A 21168-nucleotide genomic window follows, 5' to 3' on the forward strand; every position below is an offset into this window, starting at 1 on the left:
GCCATGCGGCACCCCGCGGAGGCAGGTTATCGCTGCTCCGGCACCCTCGCCGGGCCCCACGGGGCGGGCCCCGAGCCCTCGGCCCACGCGGCCAGCGCCGTGCCGTCCACGCACCGTATGCCGCAGGACTCGGCGTACTCCTCGGCCGGGGCGGTGAACTCACTGGTCGTCACGACGGCGGCGAGCTGCGCGCCGTGGACGCTCCAGCAGGTGCCGCCGAAGCGCTGGAGGTCCTGGGAGCCGACCTTGTTCCCCTCGCCGTAGTACTTGCACTGGACGACGACGCGGCGTCCGTCCGGGGCGGTGGCGAGGACGTCGGCGCCGAGGTCGCCCGCGCCGCCCACGACCTCGACGTCGCGGCAGCCGTCCCGTTCGCACAGCGCCGCCACGGCCGCCTCGAAGGTGTCGGGGTCGAGGGCGGTGAAGTCGGGGGCGGGCGGCGGGAGTACGGCGGTCAGGCCGTCCTGGGCGGCGTCCTCGGGGGGCGGCGGGACGGTCGCGGTGTCGCGCGCCCCCGGGACCTTTCGCCCGGGTGCGGCCGGTGCCCGTACCGCCAGGGCGCGTTCGGCCTCGGCCTGTTCGGCGTCCGCCAGGGCCATTCCGGCGCGCGCCGCCCTGCGCAGTTCCCGGGCCCTGGGCATCGCGCGCAGCAGGACGTAGAGGACGGGCAGGGCCAGTACCGCGAGGAGTACGGCCGGTACGGGGTGGGCTCCGGCCCAGTGCGCGAAACGGACGAAGAGCAGGGCCAGGGCGCAGCCGAAGGCGCCGATCAGGCCGAGGGCCACGAGCAGGCCGCGCAGCGGTCCCGCCGGCCGGACGTCACCCGTCGTCTCCCGCATCACCACTGGACCTCCCCGAGAACGCCACGAACCCCGTCACAGGACGTGTGCCCCGAAGGGCGCGCATCATGATCAACGGGGTCCGGGTCCGTGGCGACGGGGCGCGGGGCGGCGGTACGGGAGGCTGCGCCTGCCGGCCACCGCTCGCCCGGGGCTCAGTGCACCTTCTGCGCGAGCCTCAGCAGGTGGTCGGCGAGCGCCTGCCCGCCGGCCGGTTCGCGGCTGATGAGCAGCAGCGTGTCGTCCCCGGCGATGGTGCCGAGGATGTCCTGCAACTCCGCCTGGTCGATGGCGGAGGCCAGGAACTGGGCGGCGCCGGGAGGGGTGCGCAGGACGACGAGGTTGGCGCTGGCCTCGGCGGAGATCAGCAGCTCCGAGGAGAGTCTGCGCATCCGCTCCTCCTTGGCCGACTCGCCGAGCGGGGCGCGCGGGGTGCGGAAGCCGCCCTCGCTGGGCACCGCGTAGATGAGGTCTCCCTCGGCGTTGCGGATCTTCACCGCGTTCAGCTCGTCGAGGTCGCGGGAGAGGGTCGCCTGGGTGACCGTCAGGCCGTCGTCGGCGAGCAGTTTCGCCAGCATGCTCTGGGAGCGCACCGGCTGCCGGTTGAGGATGTCCACGATCCTGCGGTGGCGGGCGGTGCGGGTCTGCGGCACGGCGGGCCCGGCCACCTGCTCGTTGTCCTGCGCCTGACTCATCGTCGTCGCCCCATTCTCCGGCTCATCGCTGCGCGTTCGTCCCTTCTGCCGCGGCCGCCTGCCCGGCCCCGGTGCCGGCCGCCCCGTGCGCCTCGTACACCTCGTCGAGGACGGCGGGCAGCGCGGCCAGGAAGGCGTCGGCCTGCGCCTCGCCGAAGACCAGCGGCGGCATGAGCCGGACGACGCCGGGGGCGGGTGCGTTGACCAGCAGTCCGGCGTCCTGGGCGGCCTGCTGCACCTGGGGGGCGAGCGGCTGTGTGAGCACGATACCCAGCAGCAGGCCCGCACCGCGGACGTGGCCGATCAAGGGGTGTCCGAGTGCCTCGATTCCCTCGCGCAGCCGCTCGCCGACGCTCTTGACCTGGTCGAGCAGGCCGTCGGCCTCGATGGTGTCGAGGACGGCGAGCCCGGCGGCGCAGGCGACGGGGTTGCCCGCGAAGGTCGACCCGTGCCGGCCGGGGCTGAGCAGTTCGGCGGTGGGGCCGAAGGCGAGGACCGCGCCGATGGGCAGTCCGCCGCCGAGGGCCTTGGCGAGGGTGACGACGTCGGGGTCGACGCCCTCCTCGGCCTGGTGGGCGAACCAGTGGCCGGTGCGGCCGATGCCGGTCTGCACCTCGTCGAGGACGAGCAGGGTGCCGGTGGCCCGGGTGATCTCGCGGGCGGCCCTCAGGTAGCCGGCGGGCGGGACGACGACGCCGTTCTCACCCTGGACCGGCTCGATGATGACGAAGGCGGTGTCGGTGGTGACGGCGGCCCGCAGCGCCTCGACGTCTCCGTAGGGCACGTGGGTGACGTCCCCGGGCAGCGGTCCGAAGCCGTCCTGCTTGCCGGGCTGTCCGGTGAGGGACAGGGCGCCCATGGTGCGGCCGTGGAAGGCGCCGGTGGTGGCGACCATGTGGGTGCGGCCGGTGAGCCGGCCGATCTTGAAGGCGGCCTCGTTGGCCTCGGCGCCGGAGTTGCAGAACATGACGCGGGCGGGGCGGCCCGCGTACTGGACGAGCCGTTCGGCGAGGGCCACGGTGGGCTCGGCGACGAAGAAGTTGGAGACGTGCCCCAGCGCGCCGATCTGCCGGGTGACGGCCTCGACGACGGCGGGGTGCGCGTGCCCGAGGGCGTTGACCGCGATCCCGCCGACGAGGTCGAGGTAGGCGGTGCCCTCGGCGTCCCACACGGTGCTGCCCTCTCCCCGTACGAGGGGCAGGCGGGGGGTGCCGTAGTTGTTCATCAGGGCGCCCTGCCAGCGCTGGACGAGTTCCTGGTTGCCGGTCACTGTCCTTGCTCTCCCTCGTGGTCGTGGTGCGCGGGCGGCGGGGCGTCGTCGGGGACGACCATGGTGCCGATGCCCTCGTCGGTGAAGATCTCCAGCAGGATCGAGTGCTGGACCCGGCCGTCGATGACGCGGGCGGTGTGCACCCCGTTGCGTACGGCGTGCAGGCAGCCCTGCATCTTGGGGACCATGCCGCTGGCCAGTTCCGGCAGCAGCTTCTCCAGTTCGGAGGCGGTGAGCCGGCTGATGACGTCGTCGCTGTTCGGCCAGTCCTCGTAGAGGCCCTCGACGTCGGTGAGGACCATGAGCGTCTCGGCGTCGAGTGCGGCGGCCAGGGCGGCTGCGGCGGTGTCGGCGTTGACGTTGTAGACGTGGTCGTCGTCGGCGCTGCGCGCGATGGAGGACACGACGGGGATGCGGCCGTCGTCGAGCAGGGTCTCGATGGCGCCGGTGTCGATGCCGGTGATCTGGCCGACCCGGCCGATGTCGACGAGTTCGCCCTCTATGCGCGGCTGGTGCTTGGTCGCGGTGATGGTGTGCGCGTCCTCGCCGGTGATGCCGACGGCGAGCGGCCCGTGCTGGTTGAGCAGGCCGACCAGTTCGCGCTGGACCTGCCCGGCGAGCACCATGCGGACGACGTCCATGGCCTCGGGGGTGGTGACGCGCAGCCCCGCCTTGAACTCACTGACCAGGCCCTGCTTGTCGAGCTGGGCGCTGATCTGGGGGCCGCCGCCGTGCACGACGACGGGGCGCAGCCCGGCGTGGCGCAGGAAGACGACGTCCTGGGCGAAGGCGGCCTTGAGGTCCTCGTCGACCATGGCGTTGCCGCCGAACTTGATGACGACGGTCTTGCCCTGGTGCCGGGTGATCCAGGGCAGCGCCTCGATGAGGATCTGCGCCTTGGGCAGCGCGGTGTGGCGGCGGGCCGTCGTCTTCGCGGCCGGGGTGCCGGGCGTGGCCGGGGCCGTGGTGTCGTCGTTCATGAGGAGTACGCGCTGTTCTCGTGGACGTAGTCGGCGGTGAGGTCGTTGGAGCGGATGACGGCGGACGCGGAGCCCGCGGCGAGGTCGGCGGTCACGGTCACCTCGCGGTAGCGCATGTCGACCTTGGTGCGGTCCTCGCCCACGGAGCCGTTCTTGCAGACCCAGACGCCGTTGATGGCGACGTTCAGGTCGTCGGGCTCGAAGCGCGCCGCGGTCGTGCCGATCGCGGAGAGCACCCGGCCCCAGTTGGGGTCCTCGCCGTGGATCGCGCACTTGAGGAGGTTGTTGCGGGCGATGGTGCGGCCCACGTCCACGGCCTCCTCCTCGGTGGCCGCGTTGATCACCTCGATGCGGATGTCCTTGCTGGCGCCCTCGGCGTCCCGGATCAGCTGCTCGGCGAGGTCGTCGCACACGGCGCGCACGGCCTCGGCGAACTCCTCGTACGCGGGGGTGGTGCCGCTCGCGCCGGAGGCGAGCAGGAGCACGGTGTCGTTGGTGGACATGCAGCCGTCGGAGTCGACCCGGTCGAAGGTGGTGCGGGTCGCGGCGCGCAGCGCCCGGTCGAGGTCCTCGGCGCCGAGGTCGGCGTCGGTGGTGAGGACGACGAGCATGGTGGCGAGGCCGGGGGCGAGCATGCCCGCGCCCTTGGCCATGCCGCCCACGCTCCAGCCGCCTTGCTGCGCGACGGCCGTCTTGTGCACGGTGTCGGTGGTCTTGATGGCGAGCGCGGCCTTCTCCCCGCCGTGCTCGCTGAGGGCCTTCGCGGCGCTCTCGACGCCGGGCAGCAGCTTGTCCATGGGCAGCAGTTCACCGATGAGCCCGGTGGAGGCGACCGCGATGTCGCCCGAGTTGAGGCCGAGGACCTCGGCGGCCCTCTCGGCGGTGGCGTGCGTGTCCTGGAAGCCCTTGGGGCCGGTGCAGGCGTTGGCGCCACCGGAGTTGAGGACGACGGCGGAGACCTGGCCGTCCTTGAGGACCTGCTGCGACCACAGGACGGGGGCGGCCTTGACGCGGTTGGAGGTGAAGACGCCGGCCGCCGCCAGCCGGGGCCCCTGGTTGACCACGAGGGCCAGGTCGGGGTTGCCGTTGCTCTTGATCCCGGCGGCGATGCCCGCCGCCGTGAATCCCTTGGGTGCGGTGACGCTCACGCTGTCTCCTTGGCTCTGGCCCGCGCCCGGTGGGACAGCAGGGCGGCGCGCAGCCGGTTCGTCAGTAGGGTGCGGAAGGGGGTTCCCGGTCCGGGTCCCGGGTGGTGCCGTGCGCTGGTCACGGCGCGAGTCCGGTCGTGGGCAGCCCGGTGGCCTCCGGCAGTCCGAGCGCGAGGTTCATGGACTGCACGGCGCCGCCGGCGGTGCCCTTGGTGAGGTTGTCGATGGCGCTGACGACGATCACGCGGCCCGCGCTCTCGTCGTACGCGACCTGGAGCAGCGCGTTGTTCGACCCGTACACGGCACCGGTCGCGGGCCACTGTCCCTCGGGCAGCAGGTGGACGAAGGGCTCGTCGGCGTAGGCCTTCTCGTAGGCGGCCCGCAGGGCCCCGGCGTCGACGCCGGGACGTGCCTTGGCGCTGGAGGTCGCGAGGATGCCGCGCGGCATGGGGGCGAGGGTCGGCGTGAAGGACACCGAGACACGCTCGCCGGCCGCCGCGCTGAGGTTCTGGATCATCTCGGGGGTGTGCCGGTGCCCGCCGCCCACGCCGTACGGGGACATGGAGCCCATGACCTCGCTGCCGAGCAGGTGCGGTTTGGGCGCCTTGCCCGCGCCCGAGGTGCCGGAGGCGGCGACGATCACCGCCTCGTTCTCCACGAGCCCGGCCGCGTAGGCGGGGACGAGGGCGAGGGAGACGGCCGTCGGGTAGCAGCCGGGTACCGCGATCCGCCGGGAACCGGCGAGAGCGGACCGGCCGCCCGGCAGTTCGGGCAGGCCGTAGGGCCAGGTCCCGGCGTGCGGCGAGCCGTAGAACTTCTCCCAGTCGGCGGGGTCGGCGAGCCGGAAGTCGGCGCCCATGTCGATCACGAGGACCTCCTCGCCGAGTTGCTCGGCGACGGCAGCGGACTGCCCGTGCGGCAGCCCGAGGAAGACCACGTCGTGCCCGGCCAGCGCCTCGGCGGTGGTCTCGGCCAGCACGCGGTCGGCGAGCGGCGCCAGATGCGGCTGCAGGGCACCGAGCCGCTGCCCCGCGTTCGAGTTCCCGGTCAGCGCGCCGACCTCGACCCCCGGGTGCCCGAGCAGAATCCGCAGCACCTCCCCGCCCGCGTATCCGCTCGCCCCTGCGACTGCCGCACGTACCACCATGGAATCCTCCAGCTCGATGGCATGACTATACGTGGCGATGCAGACCTATGCAAAGAATATGCGGAGGGACGACCGCCCCGCCGCAACTGAGCGGCGTAGTCGGCGCCGCTCGCCGGCGGAGTGCGCGAAGCGCGCCTCCGGCTCAGGGGCCCGGGGGCACGGGCGGTCGCCCGATGGTGAACGCGCGGGTGACCGGATTGACCCGGGCCGGCAGCACCGTCCCCTGCGTGGCGCCGCCGAACCGGTACTTCGGGACTTCGCTGCCGCACTCGAAGGGCTCGAAACCGGGGCCGCTGACCCGCATCAGGAGCCGGACCTGCTGGTGCTCGTCGTTGGTCGGCGGGGCGGAGGCGACCGCCAGAACCAGGGCGGTCGCGTCGACGCCGAGGGCGGCGAGCTGGAGCGTGGCCCGCCGTTCCGCGTGGGCGGAGAGGAGGGTGAACAACCCGACGCAGGCGACGAACGCCGCGGCCAGGGCGAGGCCGGCGCCGACCCACGCCCACCCGCTGCCGGTCTCACCGAGGTCGGCGACGGTGCGGACGGCGACATAGCCGAAGGCCCCGCCCGCACCCAGGAACAGGAGCGCGCCCACGGTGCACGCGAGGGCCGTGATCACCGGGCCCTTGGGGTCCAGCAGGACGGGTTCGTGGGCGCGGGTGGCCATGTCCGCACCCTAGCCAAGGAGACGTGGCGTGCGCAGAGGTACGGCCCGGTCACGGGGATCACCCGCGCTCGGAAAGCAGGGCCGGTCACGGGTGGACGAAGCCGGCCCGAGGGCCCCCGGAGGCCGGACCGTCGCCGGGCAGCGCCACTGCCGGCGGGCCGGTTCAGGTCGCTGCGGGACGACGGCGTCGACCGCCGCGAGCCGCGGAACAGCTGTGCCGCACCTACGGGCTCAGGCGATGGAGCACCGCACACGAAAGGGGCCGACACCGTCGATCCTGTCGCTCCGTCACGCCCGCTCATCCCGTGCCGGTGCGTGCCCGTCCGTCCCCGCGCCCGTGTCCTCCTCCTCGTCGGAGCGTCTCGTGAGGGCCAGCAGGCTGCCGGCGACGCCGATCACGAGGAGGGCGAGCGCGATGCTGATGCCTCCTTCGTCGTCCCAGTAGACGTCCTCCAGGCTCAGCAGCAGGGCCGCCTCGTCGATGACGAGCGCCGCCCCGACGCCGTACGCGAGGCCGAGCCAGAGGCGTACGCGCGCGGACCGTTCCACCAGGCCGATCCCTCCGACGAGGAGGAGCAGCAGAATGCCCCACACGTAGTGGTGGAGGTGGACGCCACCGGCGCTGACGTCGCCGATCCCGCCGACGTCGATGTGGATCAGCCAGGTCAGCAGCCGCATGGCGCCGAAGGTGGCGGTGAAGCCGAACCAGGCGAGCACCAGGCCACGGCGGCCCGGTGTCACCTCGCGGAGGCGGCGGGGGCGGGCGGCGCGGGAACTTCCGGAGGTGCTGCTCGCAGGGCACATCGGCCCATCATTGGTCATCGGCTCCGTCCGCCCGGCGCGGGACGCATGTCGCGCGGCAGATCGCCGGGAACGCCGGTGACGCGTGCCGTGACGCGCGATCCCGGAGTGGCGGGACGGGTCGGCCGGGCCTCGCGTCGCACCCCGGGCGGGGCCGGGAGATCCTGTACGAATAACGCATGGCCTTTCCGGACCATGTCCCCCGCCCCCGTGCCTCCCTGTACACCGCCGGGGGCCTCGTGGCGCTGGTCGCGTGCATCGTACTGGTCGACGTGCTGGTCCCCCGGTCCGTCCACCTCGGTCCGCTCCTGGTGATCGCCCCGGCCCTCACCGCGGCGGTGGCGACGCCGGGCGTGACCGCCGCGGCGGGGTTACTGGCCGTCGTCTGCCAGCTGGTTCTCGGAGCGCTGCGCGAGGAGACCGGCACCTCCAACACCGTGGTCCAGGCGGGTGCCCTGGCGTTGCTCACGGTCGTTCTGGCGTTCTACAGCCGGAGCAGGCGTCGTCGTGAGGCCAAGCTGGGGCGGGTGCAGTCGATGGCCGAGGCGGCCGGCCGGGCGCTGCTGAGGGAGCCGCCGGAGCGCCTGGGTCCGTTGTGTCTGGCGACGGAGTACCGGGCGGCGGGCGAGGAGGCGCAGGTCGGCGGGGACTTCTACGGAGTCGTGCGGGTGCGGGGAGGCACCCGCCTCCTCATCGGCGACGTCCGGGGCAAGGGGCTGCAGGCCCTGGACGACACCGCCCTGGTCCTGGGCGCCTTCCGGGCCGCGGCCCACCTCGACCTGGGACTGCCCGACCTCGCGGCCCATCTCGACGCAGCGCTGGCCTGGAGCAACGAGGAGAAGGGGACCGAGGAGGAGTTCGCCACCGCGCTCCTCGTGGACATCCCGGACACCGGGGACACCCTCACCGCTCTCTGCTGCGGGCACCCGGCCCCCTATGTCCTGCGCGACGGCGGACCGCAGGCCCTCGAATCGACGCGGCCGGCCCCGCCGCTGGGTCTGGGCAGCCTCACGCCGGGCGCCTGGACGGCGGAACGGCACCCTTTCCTCGCGGGCGAGACGCTGCTGCTGTACACCGACGGAGTCATCGAGGCCCGCGACCGCTCCGGCGCCTTCTACCCGCTGTCCGAGCGGCTCCCCCGCCTCGGCCTGGCCCGCGCCACGGCCGACCAGGTGGTACGCACCGTGGTCGACGACCTGCTCCGCCACACGGGCGGACAGCTGCACGACGACGCGGCGCTGCTCACCGCACAGCGCGAGAGCGCGCGCTGACGCACCGCGTGGACCGGGCCCGCGCCGCGGTGGTGCCGGGTGGTGACGACACGACAGGCGGCGGCTCAGCCCGGCGTGACGGCGGGGCTCCGTCCGAATCAGGTCAGATGCAGTCCCCCGTCGAGGACGATGACCTCGCCGGTGAGGTAGGTACTGGCGATCACCGAGGCCACCAGGTCGGCCACGTCGGCGGGGCGGGCCGGACGGCGCATCGGCGCGCGGTCCCGCCACAGCTCGTGCGCGTGCGTCCAGTCCTTCGTCATCGGTGTGTCCACGAGTCCCGGTGCCACCGCGTTGACCCGTACGTCGGGCCCGAGCGCCGCGGCGAGCAGTCGCGTCACGTGGTTCAGCGCGGCCTTGCTCGCCGCGTACGGCACCGACGCGCCTTTGGGGCGTACCCCGGCGTGGCTGGTGATGTTCACGATGCTGCCGCCCTGCGGCGACCGGCGCAGGGACGGGAGGGCGGCCGTGCACAGCACCCAGGGGGCGATCAGGTTGACCTCCAGGAGCCGGCGCCACTCCGCCGGGGTCGCCGCGGCCAGGTCCTCGTGCGGGATGGGCCGGCTGACGCCCGCGTTGTTCACCAGCACGTCGAGCCGTCCGAGACGGCCGTGAGCCGCCTCGACCAGGCCCCGGGCCTCCTCCTCGTCCGCCAGGTCCGCGCGCAGGTACACCCCGCCGAGCTCCGCCGCCAGGGCTTCCCCGGCCGCCGCGCTGGTGCGCGAGTGCACGACGACCCGCATGTCCTGCGCCGCCAGCCGCCGCGCGACGGCCTCGCCGATTCCGGAGGTGGACCCGGTGACCAGGGCGACGGGGCGGTCCGTTCGTTCGCTGCTCATGTCGCAGGATCCTGCCACTGCCCCCGGCCGGCGTGGCCGCCCCGGTGGCCCGGTGCGCTGTCCGGCCGGCTCAGCGCGACGCGCCGCCGCTCAGGACCGGGTGGCTCTCCTGCACCTGGTGTCCGAGGCGTCCTTCATGCGCTCGTCCATCGTCGTGCTGCGTTCGTACGGGTCGACCGAGGGTCCCGGATCGGTGGCCGTGCGACGGGTCCCGAACTCGGGCGCGAAGTAGCCGGTGAAGGTGTCGCAGCCGCCGTTGGTGCTGTCCAGCCGGTAGGAGACGAGGGAGAACGTGCCCGGCTTGATGTACACCTTCGCCGGATCGTCCCAGCTCATGACGGTCTCGCGGCGCGCGATGGTGCGTACGACCTCGTCGCTTCCCACTGCCGCGCGGACGACCGGATAGACGTACGTGACATCGGCGGTCACTTCGACCGCGCCCCGCTTCCCCTCCCGGTAGGTGAGGCGTCCGCGTGTCTTGACCACGTCCCCGACGAGCCGTATATCGGTCGCGTCGAACCGGCTGAACAGCGTCAAGGGGTTGTTCTCCCGGCTGGGGCTGCGGAAGGCGGTCGTCAAGTAGTCCCGCATGTCCCGCTGTTGCGGGTTGATCAGCGCGATCGCCTTCTCCGGCCGCTCCCCGCGCAGCACGTCGCGGTCCAGGCTGGAGGCGGCGAGGAAGTCCAGGCTCCGGTCGAGCGTCCGGGCGACCTGCTCCTCGCTCATCCAGCCGGTGGCCCGCGGCTCGGGCACGTGAATCCCCGCGGTCCCGTCCCTCCAGCGGACGGCGGGCGAGCCCCGGAACGGCTCGTCCAGGGTGGGCCGCAGGGCAGCGGCCTCGGTGGGTGGCGGCCCGTCCGGTCGTACCGACTCGGCGGCGAGCGGCGTGCTGTCGCCGCCTCCACCGCCGAACCAGCCGGACACCCGCCCCGGCGCGAGCGCCACGACGAGCAGCGCCGCCGCGACCAGGAGGCCGACCACGTACCAGCCCTTGCCGCGCCGCCGCCGGACGGGCTGGTGCGTCCGCCACCCCACCGGCTCCCCGGACTGCTCCCGCAGGCGCCGCGCGACCGCCCGGGCCCGCGCCGACGGCTCCTTCGGTGCGTCCGGGGCCGCGACCCCGGAGTCCCTCAGGAAGCGCTCCCACTCCTCGTCCGGGATGGACACCCCGTCCTTGTCCACGTCCTGGCCCCGCCCCTTCTGCACACCCAAGCCCCTCCCCCGGGGCCTTTGTTGCCGTGCATCATCACACGAACGGGTGTCCCGGTGTGCTCGCCCACCCCGCTCACCGTCCCGGTGCGTGTCCACCGGGACGGGCGCCGAGCGGGCGGGCCCTCAGGTCCCGCTCCCGGCCGGGGCGCCCTGCTCCGCCTCTTCCGGCTCCCCCCGCGCGGGCTCGCCCGGCTTCCTCGGCGCCGGCGGCCGGCCCCGCAGCGGGACCTCCTTGACGCACAGGGCGGCGAGCAGGGCCAGGGCGCACAGCGCGGCCGCGAGGGCGAAGATGTGCTGCGTGCCGGTGGCCACCGCGTGCAGGTAGGTGTCCCTGGCGTGGGCGGGCAGGGCGGCGAGGGCAGTGGCGTCGATGCCGCCCGGCTCCCCCGTCCCGGAGCCCGCTCCCGCGGCCGGGGGCAGACGGGTTTGCGTCGCGCGGGCGAAGAGAGAGCCGAAGACGGCGACGCCGAGGGAGCCGCCGATCGTGCGGAAGAGCTGGATCCCGGAGGAGGCGACGCCCATGTCGCGCATCTGTGCGCTGTTCGCGCGATGGTCGTGGTCATCTGGAGCATCAGCCCGAGCCCGGTCCCGACGAGGGCCATGTAGACCCCGGCGAGGGTGCGGGAGGTGTCGGTGCCCATCGTCGCGAGCAGCGCCGTGCCGAGCGTCAGGAAGCCCGCGCCGAGCACCGGGAAGGCCTTGTAGCGGCCGGTACGCGACATGATCTTGCCGGCGATGTTCGAGACCACGGCGATCGGGACCATCATCGGGAGCAGCAGCAGACCCGAGTTGGTCGCGGAGGCGCCCTGGACGCTCTGCTGGAACAGCGGCAGATAGAGCGTCGCCCCGAACATGACCGCGCCGCCGGCGAGCATCATGACGCAGGCGAGCCGGACGTTGGCGGGCCCGAACACCCGGAGCGGCAGGACCGGTTCGGGGGCCCGGCGCTGCGACACGAGGAAGAGGACGAGACCGGCGAGCGCCGCCGTGAACAGCCCGAGGACCTGCCGGGACGCCCAGGCGTACTCGGTCCCGGCCCAGGTCGCGGCCAGCACGACCGCGCTGACGGTGAGCGTCAGGAGGGCGATGCCCGTCCAGTCGATCCTGGCGCGGCCGCGCACGGCGGGCACCTTCAGCATGATCGCGCACCACACCAGGGCGAGCAGTCCGAGCGGGATGTTCAGGTAGAAGGCCCAGCGCCAGCCGAGGTGCCCGGCGACCACTCCGCCGACGAGGGGGCCGCCCACGGTCCTTTCGCACGCCGTGGGGCGGCGTGTCAGGGCAAGAGGGGCAGGGCAGGGCGGCACCTCCGCCAGAAAAGCACACCATTTCAAAAGTGCAATCAATCAACTTTCACACTTGGGCAACCTTGTCTGTAGACTTACCGGCATGGGTGACAGCCAGGAGACGAGAACCGGACCAAGAGCCGCGGCCACCGGCGCGGCCACCGCTGACGGGGGCGCCGAGTCCGGCGCGCCGGGATCGGGCGGTGCCCCTGGAGAGGGCGCGGCGCCGGTGATGGGGCGCCGGGAGCGGAAGAAGGCGGCCACCCGCCAGGCGCTCGCCGACGCGGCCCTGCGGCTGTTCCTGGAACACGGCTACGACCACGTGAGCGTCAAGGACGTCGCGGAGGCCGCCGACGTCTCCACGACGACCCTGTTCAAGCACTTTCCCGGCAAGGAGGCGCTGGTCTTCGACCGGGACTCGGAGGTCGAGGCCGTCCTGGTCTCCGCGGTCCGCGACCGGGCGCCGGGGCAGAGCGTGCTGGACGCGCTGCGCGCCCAGATGGTCACGATGTCGGGCCCCTCCCCGGAGAAGGGGGTCGACGCCGTCCGCTTCCTGGAACTGGTGGAGAACACCCCCGCGCTGCGCGAGTACGGGCGCCGGATGTGGATGCGGCACGAGACGGCCCTGGCGGGCGCCGTGGCCGAGGAGTCGGGTCTACCCATGGACGATCCGCTCTGCGCGGCCCTCGCCCGGTTCGCCCTGCAGAGCCGGGACCTGGGCCGGGACACGGGCGGCGGTCCGGCGCCGGCCGTGGAGGCGGCCTTCGACCTCCTCGCGCACGGCTGGGACGCGGCCCGCGACGGGGCCCGCGACCAGAAGGGATAGCCGCGCGCCCGCCCTTCACCCCTCGGGAGCCCCCGCCGGGGGTTCACCGAGGAGCGCCTCGCGCAGTCGCCGCGCGAGCCGCGGGTCGTCCCCGGGGACGCGTTCGAGTTCGGCCAGGAACAGTTCGGTGCCCTCGCGCGCGGCCCGCAGGAGTTCCTCCGCGCTCAACTCCCGTACGAGCGTGCTCTCCAGGGCGGACTGTTCCCCGGCCGGCAGCAGGTGGGCCCCCTTGGCGTGCGCGGCCGGCAGGTCCAGGCGCAGGCAGGCCAGGGTGATGACGACCTGCCGCAGGGAGTCCGTCCAGTACGCCGCCTGCCACAGACGCCCCCGGGCCACGCACGAGCGGACGTGCAGGACGTGGTGCCAGCCGAGACCGGTGAGGACCGGCGGGACGGGGACGAGAAGGGGACAGGGCCCGGGGAGTCACCCCCCGGGCCGGTAAGCGGTCCCCCCGTCCCGCCGCGTTCGTCGAACAGCGCGCGCCACTGCGGGCCCCGGGGGCCGTACGCCTCCTCGGGGGCGAAGTTCAGGTCGAGTTCGAGGGTTCCGGGCAGCAGGAAGGCCCGCCACGAGCGTGGGTTCCGGGCCGGCCAGGTCCCAGTGGTGCAGGGCGCCGTGGGCGCTGTAGAGGCGTTCGGTCCAGTCGTCCCGTACGGTCGCCGGGTCGCCGCGCACCGCGAGCACGAGGTCCAGATCGGACCAGCGGTCGGTCCTGCCGCTCGCGTACGAGCCGGTGAGGGCGGCTCCACTGACACCGGGTCCCTCCGGGCCTCCTCCCGCAGACGGGCGAGCAGCCTCTCCCGGTCCTCGACGGTGAACATGTCCGCTCCCCTCTCCGGTCCGGCGAGCGTCCCTCCGCCGGCGGTCCTCGCTGAACCCCTCATCAGCCACCGGCCGGCAGCCGAGCCGCACGACCGCTCCGGCACGGTGCACCGGGAACCGGCAGGCGGTTGCCGCGCGGTGTCCTCCACGGTGCCACGGTGTCCGGACCCCTCTTCGGGACCTCAGCCCCGCGTGGTGCGCCGTTCCGCTGCGGGCGGCCCGGCGCCCGGGGACGGGGAGGGTGCCGGTTCGATGCCGGGGGCGCGGACGTGCTCGTAGACCAGGGTGGTCTGTACGTCGGCGACCTCGCGCCGCTCGGTGAGACGGTCGATGACGAAGGCGTACACGCCGTTCACGTCGGGGACCGCGATGTGCAGCAGGAAGTCGTGCGCGCCGGACACCACGAAGAGCGCGATGGTCTCGGGCAGGCCGGCCGCCCACTCGCGGAAGCCCTCGATGACGGGGCGGGCCGGTGGACGGATGCGGACCGAGATGAGCGCCTGGACCGGGCGGCCCACCGCTTCCAGGTCGACTTCGGCGCGGTAGCCGGTGACGACCCCGCGCTCGCGCAGGCTCCGTACCCGCTCCAGGGAGGTGGAGGGCGAGACTCCGGTCCGGGCGGCGAGGTCCCGGTTGGTCCGCCGTGCATCGTTCTGCAGTTCCCGCAGCAAAGCCCGGTCCAGTGCATCAAGTTCCATGAATCGGCCGTCTCTCCGTACGAAGTTCAGCAGGCGTCGCGCACACCCTGACTTCTGCCTAACGTACCGGCCCATGGATACACAGAACGACGCAGGGACGATGACAGGTGCGGTGACCGGCACGGTGGCCGGTCCCCCACGGGTGGCGGACGGGACGCCGCACGGAGACGTCCGGACGGATCTCTCGACGCGGCAGGCGCCCTCGAAGTGGGTGATCGTCGTGGACCGCGACCTGCCCGCGGGACGGCAGGTCAACGCGGCGGCCTGCATGGCGGCGGCCGTGGGCCGGGCCCTGCCGCATCTGATCGGGCCGGACGCGGTGGACGCCTCGGGTGAGACGCATCCCGGTCTTCCGTGGGCGGGCTGTTCGGTGCTGGCGGCGGAGGCGGGCACGCTCGCGGCCCTGCGGGCGAAGGCGGCGGCCCGGCCGGACGTCCTCGTGGTGGACATGCCGGAGGCGGCCCAGCGGGCACGCGTCTACGACACGTACCGCGAGCAGGTCGCGCAGGAGGAGAGCAGCGCTCTCGGTTACTGCGCGATCAGCCTCGTGGGTGCGCGCAACCGCGTCGACCGCCTGGTGGGCCGCCTCCCGCTGCTGTGAGGTGTGCCCCGCACGCGGTGCCCGTCGCACCCTTGGGGTAGGAAGGGAGTCATGTCCTGCCCCGAGCCCCGGACCGGTGCCGCTGCCGCCGCCCGGCCACCCCTCGACCCGCCGGCCGATCTGTTCGCATACCTGGCCGGGCCCTGGCACGTCGAGCGGAGCGCCGAGGACCGCGCCTTCGCGATGACGGGACGGTTTCGCGGGGCGGCCGTCTTCGGCCCGCTCGGCGACGGGGTGCCGGGCCTGCTGTACGAGGAGTCGGGGACGTTCGAGTGGGGCGGCGTGGAGCGTGCCGCGCGCCGGGTGCACCGCTGGCTGCCGGGCGAGCGGCCCGGCACCGCGCGCGTCGAGTTCGAGGACGGCCGCTTCTTCCACGACCTGGACCTGCGCACCGGGCACGACACCGTGGACCACCCCTGCTCCCTGGACCTGTACCGGGGCGAGTTCACCGTGGTGGACGCCCGGCACTGGTCCACGGTGTGGCGGGTCGCGGGCCCGGCGAAGGACCTCGTACTGCGGACCTCGTACCGCAGGGACGGGGAGGGCGGGGCGGTGACGTGACCGCCCCGGGACCTCCGGAGGTCCCGGGGCACCACCGGGTGCCGGGGCACCACCGGAGGTGCCCGCCACCGCGTCGAGGCCGATGCCGCGACGACCGTGGCGGGCCGCTCTCCGTCAGCGAGCCGGGACCGGTGACCTACGCGGGGGTCTCCTCCTGCTCGTCGTCGCGGCGGTCCGCCCCGGAGGTGACCTGGTACGACAGGAGTTGCTTGAACATGCCTTCCTGGGCGGCGAGTTCCTGGTAGGTGCCCTCCTGCACGATCCGGCCCTCGTCGAGGACCACGATCCGGTCGGCGACCGCGACGTTGGTGATGCGGTGGGTCACGAGCAGCACCACCCGGTCCTGCGCCAGGTCCCGCAGTCGCTGGAAGATCCGGTACTCGGCGCGGGGGTCGAGGTTGGCGGTCGGCTCGTCCAGGATCAGCAGGCCCGCCTCGCGGAAGAAGGCCCTGGCGAGGGCGACGCGCTGCCACTGGCCACCGCTCAGCTCCTCCCCGTTGAGCCATTCCCGGGCGAGGAGGGTGTCCAGACCGGCGCCGAGTTCGTCGACCACCTCGTCGGCGCCCGCGGCGGCGCAGGCCTCACGCACCGCGGCGTCGCCGCGCGGCGAGGGCTGCCCCAGGTGGACGTTCTCCCGCACCGTCAGCGGCCACTGCGCGTAGTCCTGCGGCACCAGCGCCACCTGTCGCCACAGCGCCTGAGGATCGGCCTCGCGGGTGGGCACGCCGTCCCACAGCACCTGCCCCCGCGTGGGCAGGTACAGGCCTCCCACCAGCTTCGACAGCGTCGACTTCCCCGAGCCGTTGAAGCCGACCAGGGCGGTGACCTCGCCCCGGCGCAGCGTGAGCGACACCTCGGACAGCGCGGGCCGTTCCTTGCCGTCGTAGTGGTGGGTCAGGCCCTCGATCCCGATGGTCCGCGGCGGGCCCGGCCGGTACTCGCCGCGGCGCATGCGGAAACCGCCCGCCTTGTCGAGGAACGCGGTCCAGTCGTCCATGTAGAGCCCGGTGCGGACCGCCCGCGCGCCGATGGCCACCAGGCCGCGCACCGACTGCCCCGCCGTCTGCAGGGCGAAGACGGCCGTGCCCGCGTGGCCCACGCTGATCCGGCCGTTGCCGAGCAGCACCACGACCGCGCCCCACACCACGGCGGAGCCCACACCTCCGCACAGCGCGCCCGCCAGGGACATGCGCGCGCCCTTGTCGGCGGCGGCGCGGTCCTCGCGGTTGATGCGGGCGACGGTCCGGCCGTAGCGGCCGGAGAGGAAGCCGGCCATCGTGCCGGCCCGGATCTGGTCGGCGGCGTCCCTGGTGTAGATGTGCCAGCGCAATACCGCCAGCATGTTCAGGTCGCCGTTGCTGCGCACGTTCGCCAGGTAACGCACCCGCGCGGCGCTGACCTGGGCCAGGGCCTGCGGAAGACTCGCCGCCACCAGCAGCGGAAGCAACACCCAGTGCACTCCGGCCAGTACGACGGCTCCGGCGGCGAAGGAGGCCGCGGAGGCGATCAGGTCCTGTCCTTCGTTGATCAGGTCCCCGGTGACCTGCGCTCCCCGGTCGGCGGCCTCGCGGTCGCGGTTGAACCCGGGGTCGTCGTAGGCGGACAGCTCCACCTCCGTGCAGCTCTTCAGCAGCAGTTGCTCGGCCTCGCGCGACATGAGTGGCCCGAGGCGGGTGGAGAGCCAGTTGACGGTGATCCCCAGCAGCGCGCGTACCCCGGCCGCGCCGGCCAGCAGGGCCACGGACGGCCAGGCGTCCCGGAGGCGCTGGTAGACGTCGTCGTCCCCGCCGTTCAGGAGCGCGGTGAGGGTGCCGCTGATCGCGACCAGGCCCAGGGCCTGCATCACTCCGGACAGCACCTGGCAGACCAGCAGGCCGATGGTCGCCGGACGGTCGACCTGCCAGGCGAGGGCGAGGGAGCGGCGCACCAGTCGCGGCAGCCGTCTGGCCATGTCGGCCAGCCGGATGGAGCGGCCCGCGGCTTCCCGGCTGCCGGTCACGTCGACGAACCGCATCTCGGACGCGGCAGCGGTCCCCGCCACCTCCGATGCCTCGTCCGCGGGCGGCGGGGCGGTGCGCGGCTTCGGGACGGTGTCGGCCGAGGCGTCGGTGGGCTCGTCGCTCATGCCGTCCCCCTCACGTCGGATCGTGCGGGTCGGGTGGTGCGGTGGAGCGCGTGCGGGCTCGCGCCGAGCCGCCGTCCGGTGCGGGAGAGTATGTACGTGGGAGCTGGATGCAAGGCGTCCTCCATCAGGGCCGCTGAGGGGCACTGGTGCTCAACGCGCTTGACCGCCTTCCGTCACGGCCCGCGCCCTGCATTCTTCGTGAACAAGGCGTTACGGCAGGGGGGTTGGGTGGGCCCGCACGGCGAAGGCCCGGCGGCCGGCCCCGTCCCGCCGTCCTGTCGCCTCAGCCGGTGGTGAGCACCATCCACTTGTGGGCGTCCGGCAGTTCGGTGAAGCCGACGCGCCGGTACACCTCGTGTGCGTCGTTCGTGGCGAGGGTGATCCTGCGGACCCCGAACCGGGAGACGTGATCGCGTACGGCGCCGACGAAGGCGGTGCCCAAACCTTTTCCGCGTACGCCCGGGTCGACGTAGACGTCGCACAGCCACGCGAAGGTGGCCCGGTCCGTGACGACCCGGGCGTACGCCACCTGCTCCCCCGAGACGCCGTCGTACGCACCGAAGTTGAGGGACCCCTCGACCGCCAGCCGCTGTTTCTCCGGGCTGCGGCCGAGCGCCCAGTAGGCGTCGGTGGACAGCCAGTGGTGCACCAGGCCGAGATCCAGGCGTGCCGGATCGGTGGACACGAGGTGGCCCGAGGGCAGGGTCACGGGGGCGGGCTGCGCCGCCTGGTACGGGTTCATGGAGGGGAGATTCGCAGGTGACCGGCCGCGCCGTCGAGGCGTTTTCTCGCGGCACGGGCCGTACGGCACGGCGCCGCCGTCATCCGCGTACCGCAGCGAAGGCCCGTGCCGTGCGCCGGACGCCCTCGGCGATCTCGGCCGGGTCGGCGACCCCCGCGAAGCTGATCCTGACATGGCCGGCCCCGGGTTCGGCCGGGTGGTACGGGCGGCCCGGGGCGAGCGCCACGCCCTCGCGCAGGGCGGCGGCGTGGAGGGCTGTCTCGGGTACGTCCTCGGGGAGGGTGAGCCAGGCGTGGTAGCCGCCGCGCGGCAGGGTGGCCGGCGCGATGCCGGGCAGCAGGCGTTCCAGTGCTCCGGCGAGCGCGCCGCGGCGTTCCCGCAGCCGCGCGGAGAGGGCCCGCAGGTGGCGCGGCCAGGCCGGGGAGCCGACGAGTTCGAGTGCCGCCTCCTGGAGCGGCCGGGACACGAAGAAGTGGTCCACCACCTGGACGGCGCGCAGTCGTTCGAGGACGGGGCCGCGCGCCACGAGGGCACCGACCCGCAGGCTTGAGGAGGTGGCCTTGGTGAGGGAGCTGACATGGACGACGACTCCGTCGGGGTCGTCCGCGACGAGCGGGGCGGGCAGTTCCCCCGCGTCCTCGTGGGGGAGCCTGCGGGCGAAGTCGTCCTCGACGACGAAGGCCCCGGCGGCCCGCGCGACGGCGATCACCTCGCGGCGTCGTCCGGCGCCGAGCACCGCACCGGTGGGGTTGTGGAACAGCGGCTGGCACACGAACACCCGGGCGCCGCTGCCCCGGAGGGCCGCTTCGAGCAGTTCGGGCCGCACCCCGTCGCCGTCGGTGGGCACCGGGACGGGGCGCTGCCCGGCGGCGCGGGCCACCGCGAGCAGCCCCGGGTAGGTGGGGGTCTCGACCAGGACGGGGGCGCCGGGCGGGGCGAGGGCGCGCAGGGCGGTGGTGAGCGCGGACTGCCCGCCGGCGGTGACGAGCACCTCGGCCGCCGTGATGCCGCTGCCTTCGCCGGCCGCGCCGATGTCCCGGGCGAACCAGTCCCGCAGTTCGGGCAGGCCCTCCACGGGCGGGCGGCCCCACGCGCCAGGACGCCTGCCCGCGCGGGCCAGTGCGGCGGACAGCGGTTGCAGGGGCTGGAGCGAGGGGTGCGGGTATCCGCCGTTGAACTCGATGACGCCGAGAGGTGGTTCGGCGAGCGTGGCGAGCACCCCGCCCGCGTCCACCGAACGGGGCAGCCCCTGGGCGGCCTCGGCGCTCAGCGCGATCTGCTGCCACGAGGTGTCCCCGGCGCGCGGTGGAGTCGCGGCGGGGGCCGCCCGGTAGGCGCCGGCCCCGGGCCGGGTGACGACGAGTCCCTGCGCGGTGAGCCTCGCGAGGGCGCGGGAGACGGTGACGGGACTGACACGGTACCGCTCGACCAGCGCCCGGCTCGACGGCAGCTTTCCACCTGGAGAGTAGCGCTCGAACTCTCTGCGCAGCTCCTCCGCCAACTCACCCGCACTGCTACGCTGTTGCATGACAGACGAGAATAGCGCTACTGGAGCGGGATCGATAGCGGTCGGCGCGGATGCGTGCGGGTCCGGCCTTCCCAGGACCGGCCGGCGGGCCGGGCGACGCGGCGGATCGGTGCTCGCGGTCCTCGGCGTCCTGTGCTTCTCCCTCACCTTCCCCGGGACGGCGTGGGGGCTGGAGAGTTTCGGGCCGTGGTCGCTGGTCGCGGCGCGTTCGTTGCTGGCGACGGTGATCGCGGGCGGTTTCCTGCTGGCCCGGCGGGTCCCGGTCCCCGACCGGGCGCACTGGCCGGGGCTCGCGGTGGTCGCGGGCGGGGTGGTGATCGGCTTTCCGCTGCTGACGACCCTGGCCCTCGGGACCTCGACCACCGCGCACGCCGCCGTCGTGGTGGGCCTGCTGCCGCTGACCACGGCCGTACTGTCGGCGCTGCGTTCCGGGACGTGGCCGCCCCGCGTGTTCTGGTGCGCGGCGCTCGCGGGCGCTGCGGTGGTCGGCGCGTTCACGGTGGCGCAGGGCGGCGGGTCGCTGTCGGCCGGGGACCTCTACCTGTTCGGGGCGCTGCTGGTGTGCGCGGCCGGGTACACCGAGGGCGGGCGGCTGACGGCGCTGCTTCCGGGCTGGCAGGTGACGGGCTGGGCGCTGGTGCTGTGCCTGCCCTTGTCCCTCGCGGGCGTGGTGGTCGCGCCGTTCTTCGAGCCGGTGCGGTGGAGCGCGCAGGGCCTGGCCGGGCTCGTGTGGGTCGCGGCCGGTTCGACCTTCTTCGGGCTGTACGTCTGGTACCGGGGCATGGCGGCGATCGGGGTGCCCCGCGCCAGTCAGCTCCAGCTCGCGCAGCCGCTGCTGACGCTGGTGTGGTCGGTGACACTGCTCGGCGAGGACCTGCCCGCCGCCGCCCCGGTGGCCGCCGTGGCGGTCCTCGGCTGCATCGCGGTGACGCAGCGGGCGGGAGGAGGCCCCGGCGTTGAGCACCGGGCTTCCCGCTTGTCGGGGGCCACGCCACAGCCGCACAGCGAGACCCGCCCCGGTCGGTGAGGTCCGTGACGCATGCCACCCGTGTTCCGGGCGTCGGTGAGTCGCGGACGGGCAGGGTAAGGAGTGTCCCGGGACTTCCGCGCCGG

At 73.9% G+C, this 21168-nt stretch carries 22 protein-coding genes and 1 pseudogene; 5 read left to right on the top strand and 18 right to left on the bottom strand.

Going from position 1 to position 21168, the window contains the following annotated elements:
• Positions 1-26: 26 nt before the first annotated feature.
• The 8 genes from AB0J21_RS23965 to AB0J21_RS24000 form a co-directional block, all read right to left on the bottom strand.
• Positions 27-839 (bottom strand): restriction endonuclease, encoded by an 813-nt coding sequence (locus AB0J21_RS23965; protein ID WP_363148126.1) that lies wholly within the window; start codon positions 837-839, stop codon positions 27-29.
• Positions 840-994: 155 nt separating this feature from the next.
• A complete protein-coding gene (locus AB0J21_RS23970) occupies positions 995-1534 on the bottom strand; it encodes an arginine repressor (RefSeq protein ID WP_363148127.1) in 540 nt (179 codons plus the stop codon).
• Between the two features lie 22 nt (positions 1535-1556).
• Positions 1557-2759, bottom strand: a complete 1203-nt coding sequence (locus AB0J21_RS23975; RefSeq protein WP_363148192.1) for an acetylornithine transaminase — start codon at positions 2757-2759, stop codon at positions 1557-1559.
• Positions 2760-2800: 41 nt separating this feature from the next.
• On the bottom strand, positions 2801-3784 hold the full coding sequence (gene argB / locus AB0J21_RS23980) for an acetylglutamate kinase (RefSeq protein ID WP_363148128.1): 984 nt from the start codon (positions 3782-3784) through the stop codon (positions 2801-2803).
• The gene (gene argJ, locus AB0J21_RS23985; RefSeq protein ID WP_363148129.1) at positions 3781-4932 is read right to left on the bottom strand and encodes a bifunctional glutamate N-acetyltransferase/amino-acid acetyltransferase ArgJ; all 1152 of its coding nucleotides are present in this window, start codon (positions 4930-4932) and stop codon (positions 3781-3783) included. Before argJ ends, argB begins: the two co-directional genes overlap by 4 nt.
• A gap of 118 nt (positions 4933-5050) precedes the next feature.
• On the bottom strand, positions 5051-6079 hold the full coding sequence (gene argC, locus AB0J21_RS23990) for an N-acetyl-gamma-glutamyl-phosphate reductase (protein WP_363148130.1): 1029 nt from the start codon (positions 6077-6079) through the stop codon (positions 5051-5053).
• A 142-nt stretch (positions 6080-6221) separates the two neighbouring features.
• Positions 6222-6743, bottom strand: coding sequence for a hypothetical protein (locus AB0J21_RS23995; RefSeq protein WP_363148131.1), 522 nt, complete (start codon positions 6741-6743; stop codon positions 6222-6224).
• Positions 6744-7031: 288 nt separating this feature from the next.
• Positions 7032-7565, bottom strand: a complete 534-nt coding sequence (locus AB0J21_RS24000; RefSeq protein ID WP_363148132.1) for a hypothetical protein — start codon at positions 7563-7565, stop codon at positions 7032-7034.
• Between the two features lie 158 nt (positions 7566-7723).
• On the opposite strand from AB0J21_RS24000, the gene AB0J21_RS24005 reads away from it, so the two are divergent.
• A complete protein-coding gene (locus AB0J21_RS24005; protein ID WP_363148133.1) occupies positions 7724-8815 on the top strand; it encodes a PP2C family protein-serine/threonine phosphatase in 1092 nt (363 codons plus the stop codon).
• A gap of 98 nt (positions 8816-8913) precedes the next feature.
• Here AB0J21_RS24005 and AB0J21_RS24010 read toward each other — a convergent pair whose 3' ends face one another.
• The 4 genes and pseudogenes from AB0J21_RS24010 to AB0J21_RS24025 all read right to left on the bottom strand — a co-directional run.
• Positions 8914-9654: an SDR family oxidoreductase gene (locus AB0J21_RS24010; RefSeq protein WP_363148134.1), complete on the bottom strand. Its 741-nt coding sequence runs from the start codon at positions 9652-9654 to the stop codon at positions 8914-8916.
• A gap of 90 nt (positions 9655-9744) precedes the next feature.
• A complete protein-coding gene (locus AB0J21_RS24015) occupies positions 9745-10836 on the bottom strand; it encodes a hypothetical protein (RefSeq protein ID WP_363148193.1) in 1092 nt (363 codons plus the stop codon).
• A 153-nt stretch (positions 10837-10989) separates the two neighbouring features.
• On the bottom strand, positions 10990-11397 hold the full coding sequence (locus AB0J21_RS24020) for a hypothetical protein (RefSeq protein WP_363148198.1): 408 nt from the start codon (positions 11395-11397) through the stop codon (positions 10990-10992).
• Between the two features lie 74 nt (positions 11398-11471).
• A pseudogene (locus AB0J21_RS24025) lies at positions 11472-12173 on the bottom strand (MFS transporter); the annotation flags it as partial.
• Between the two features lie 211 nt (positions 12174-12384).
• On the opposite strand from AB0J21_RS24025, the gene AB0J21_RS24030 reads away from it, so the two are divergent.
• Positions 12385-12978: a TetR family transcriptional regulator gene (locus tag AB0J21_RS24030; protein ID WP_363148194.1), complete on the top strand. Its 594-nt coding sequence runs from the start codon at positions 12385-12387 to the stop codon at positions 12976-12978.
• A gap of 15 nt (positions 12979-12993) precedes the next feature.
• Here AB0J21_RS24030 and AB0J21_RS24035 read toward each other — a convergent pair whose 3' ends face one another.
• From AB0J21_RS24035 to AB0J21_RS24045, 3 genes are all read right to left on the bottom strand, one after another.
• Positions 12994-13314, bottom strand: coding sequence for a hypothetical protein (locus AB0J21_RS24035; RefSeq protein ID WP_363148135.1), 321 nt, complete (start codon positions 13312-13314; stop codon positions 12994-12996).
• An 87-nt stretch (positions 13315-13401) separates the two neighbouring features.
• On the bottom strand, positions 13402-13911 hold the full coding sequence (locus AB0J21_RS24040) for a nucleotidyltransferase domain-containing protein (RefSeq protein ID WP_363148136.1): 510 nt from the start codon (positions 13909-13911) through the stop codon (positions 13402-13404).
• Between the two features lie 71 nt (positions 13912-13982).
• Positions 13983-14498 carry an Lrp/AsnC family transcriptional regulator gene (locus AB0J21_RS24045; protein WP_363148137.1) on the bottom strand — a complete coding sequence of 172 codons (516 nt, stop codon included), beginning with the start codon at positions 14496-14498 and terminating at the stop codon, positions 13983-13985.
• 73 nt (positions 14499-14571) lie between these two features.
• On the opposite strand from AB0J21_RS24045, the gene AB0J21_RS24050 reads away from it, so the two are divergent.
• Both AB0J21_RS24050 and AB0J21_RS24055 read left to right on the top strand, forming a co-directional pair.
• A complete protein-coding gene (locus tag AB0J21_RS24050) occupies positions 14572-15099 on the top strand; it encodes a DUF2000 domain-containing protein (RefSeq protein ID WP_363148138.1) in 528 nt (175 codons plus the stop codon).
• A 51-nt stretch (positions 15100-15150) separates the two neighbouring features.
• Positions 15151-15660 carry a DUF6314 family protein gene (locus tag AB0J21_RS24055; protein ID WP_363148139.1) on the top strand — a complete coding sequence of 170 codons (510 nt, stop codon included), beginning with the start codon at positions 15151-15153 and terminating at the stop codon, positions 15658-15660.
• Positions 15661-15796: 136 nt separating this feature from the next.
• Here the strand turns inward: AB0J21_RS24055 and AB0J21_RS24060 are convergent, their stop codons facing one another.
• From AB0J21_RS24060 to AB0J21_RS24070, 3 genes are all read right to left on the bottom strand, one after another.
• Positions 15797-17674, bottom strand: a complete 1878-nt coding sequence (locus AB0J21_RS24060) for an ABC transporter ATP-binding protein (protein ID WP_363148195.1) — start codon at positions 17672-17674, stop codon at positions 15797-15799.
• 394 nt (positions 17675-18068) lie between these two features.
• A complete protein-coding gene (locus AB0J21_RS24065) occupies positions 18069-18527 on the bottom strand; it encodes a GNAT family N-acetyltransferase (RefSeq protein ID WP_363148140.1) in 459 nt (152 codons plus the stop codon).
• Positions 18528-18606: 79 nt separating this feature from the next.
• Positions 18607-20055 carry a PLP-dependent aminotransferase family protein gene (locus tag AB0J21_RS24070; protein ID WP_363148141.1) on the bottom strand — a complete coding sequence of 483 codons (1449 nt, stop codon included), beginning with the start codon at positions 20053-20055 and terminating at the stop codon, positions 18607-18609.
• Between AB0J21_RS24070 and AB0J21_RS24075 the strand changes: the two genes are divergently transcribed.
• Entirely contained in the window at positions 20054-21082 is a 1029-nt protein-coding gene (locus AB0J21_RS24075) for a DMT family transporter (protein WP_363148142.1), read from the top strand. The genes AB0J21_RS24070 and AB0J21_RS24075 overlap by 2 nt on opposite strands.
• The last annotated feature ends 86 nt before the right edge of the window (positions 21083-21168 follow it).

Origin of the sequence: Streptomyces sp. NPDC049954 (assembly GCF_040656295.1) — a bacterium.
GTDB lineage: Bacteria > Actinomycetota > Actinomycetes > Streptomycetales > Streptomycetaceae > Streptomyces.

Bases quoted from the DNA above. Each gene is read 5' to 3' on its own strand.
- AB0J21_RS23965 (WP_363148126.1), bottom strand. From the start codon at position 839: ATGCGGGAGACGACGGGTGACGTCCGGCCGGCGGGACCGCTGCGCGGC.
- AB0J21_RS23970 (WP_363148127.1), bottom strand. From the start codon at position 1,534: ATGAGTCAGGCGCAGGACAACGAGCAGGTGGCCGGGCCCGCCGTGCCG.
- AB0J21_RS23975 (WP_363148192.1), bottom strand. From the start codon at position 2,759: ATGAACAACTACGGCACCCCCCGCCTGCCCCTCGTACGGGGAGAGGGC.
- argB (WP_363148128.1), bottom strand. From the start codon at position 3,784: ATGAACGACGACACCACGGCCCCGGCCACGCCCGGCACCCCGGCCGCG.
- argC (WP_363148130.1), bottom strand. From the start codon at position 6,079: ATGGTGGTACGTGCGGCAGTCGCAGGGGCGAGCGGATACGCGGGCGGG.
- AB0J21_RS23995 (WP_363148131.1), bottom strand. From the start codon at position 6,743: ATGGCCACCCGCGCCCACGAACCCGTCCTGCTGGACCCCAAGGGCCCG.
- AB0J21_RS24000 (WP_363148132.1), bottom strand. From the start codon at position 7,565: ATGACCAATGATGGGCCGATGTGCCCTGCGAGCAGCACCTCCGGAAGT.
- AB0J21_RS24005 (WP_363148133.1), top strand. From the start codon at position 7,724: ATGGCCTTTCCGGACCATGTCCCCCGCCCCCGTGCCTCCCTGTACACC.
- AB0J21_RS24010 (WP_363148134.1), bottom strand. From the start codon at position 9,654: ATGAGCAGCGAACGAACGGACCGCCCCGTCGCCCTGGTCACCGGGTCC.
- AB0J21_RS24020 (WP_363148198.1), bottom strand. From the start codon at position 11,397: ATGCGCGACATGGGCGTCGCCTCCTCCGGGATCCAGCTCTTCCGCACG.
- AB0J21_RS24030 (WP_363148194.1), top strand. From the start codon at position 12,385: ATGGGGCGCCGGGAGCGGAAGAAGGCGGCCACCCGCCAGGCGCTCGCC.
- AB0J21_RS24045 (WP_363148137.1), bottom strand. From the start codon at position 14,498: ATGGAACTTGATGCACTGGACCGGGCTTTGCTGCGGGAACTGCAGAAC.
- AB0J21_RS24050 (WP_363148138.1), top strand. From the start codon at position 14,572: ATGGATACACAGAACGACGCAGGGACGATGACAGGTGCGGTGACCGGC.
- AB0J21_RS24055 (WP_363148139.1), top strand. From the start codon at position 15,151: ATGTCCTGCCCCGAGCCCCGGACCGGTGCCGCTGCCGCCGCCCGGCCA.
- AB0J21_RS24060 (WP_363148195.1), bottom strand. From the start codon at position 17,674: ATGCGGTTCGTCGACGTGACCGGCAGCCGGGAAGCCGCGGGCCGCTCC.
- AB0J21_RS24065 (WP_363148140.1), bottom strand. From the start codon at position 18,527: ATGAACCCGTACCAGGCGGCGCAGCCCGCCCCCGTGACCCTGCCCTCG.
- AB0J21_RS24075 (WP_363148142.1), top strand. From the start codon at position 20,054: ATGACAGACGAGAATAGCGCTACTGGAGCGGGATCGATAGCGGTCGGC.
- AB0J21_RS24070 (WP_363148141.1), bottom strand. From the start codon at position 20,055: ATGCAACAGCGTAGCAGTGCGGGTGAGTTGGCGGAGGAGCTGCGCAGA.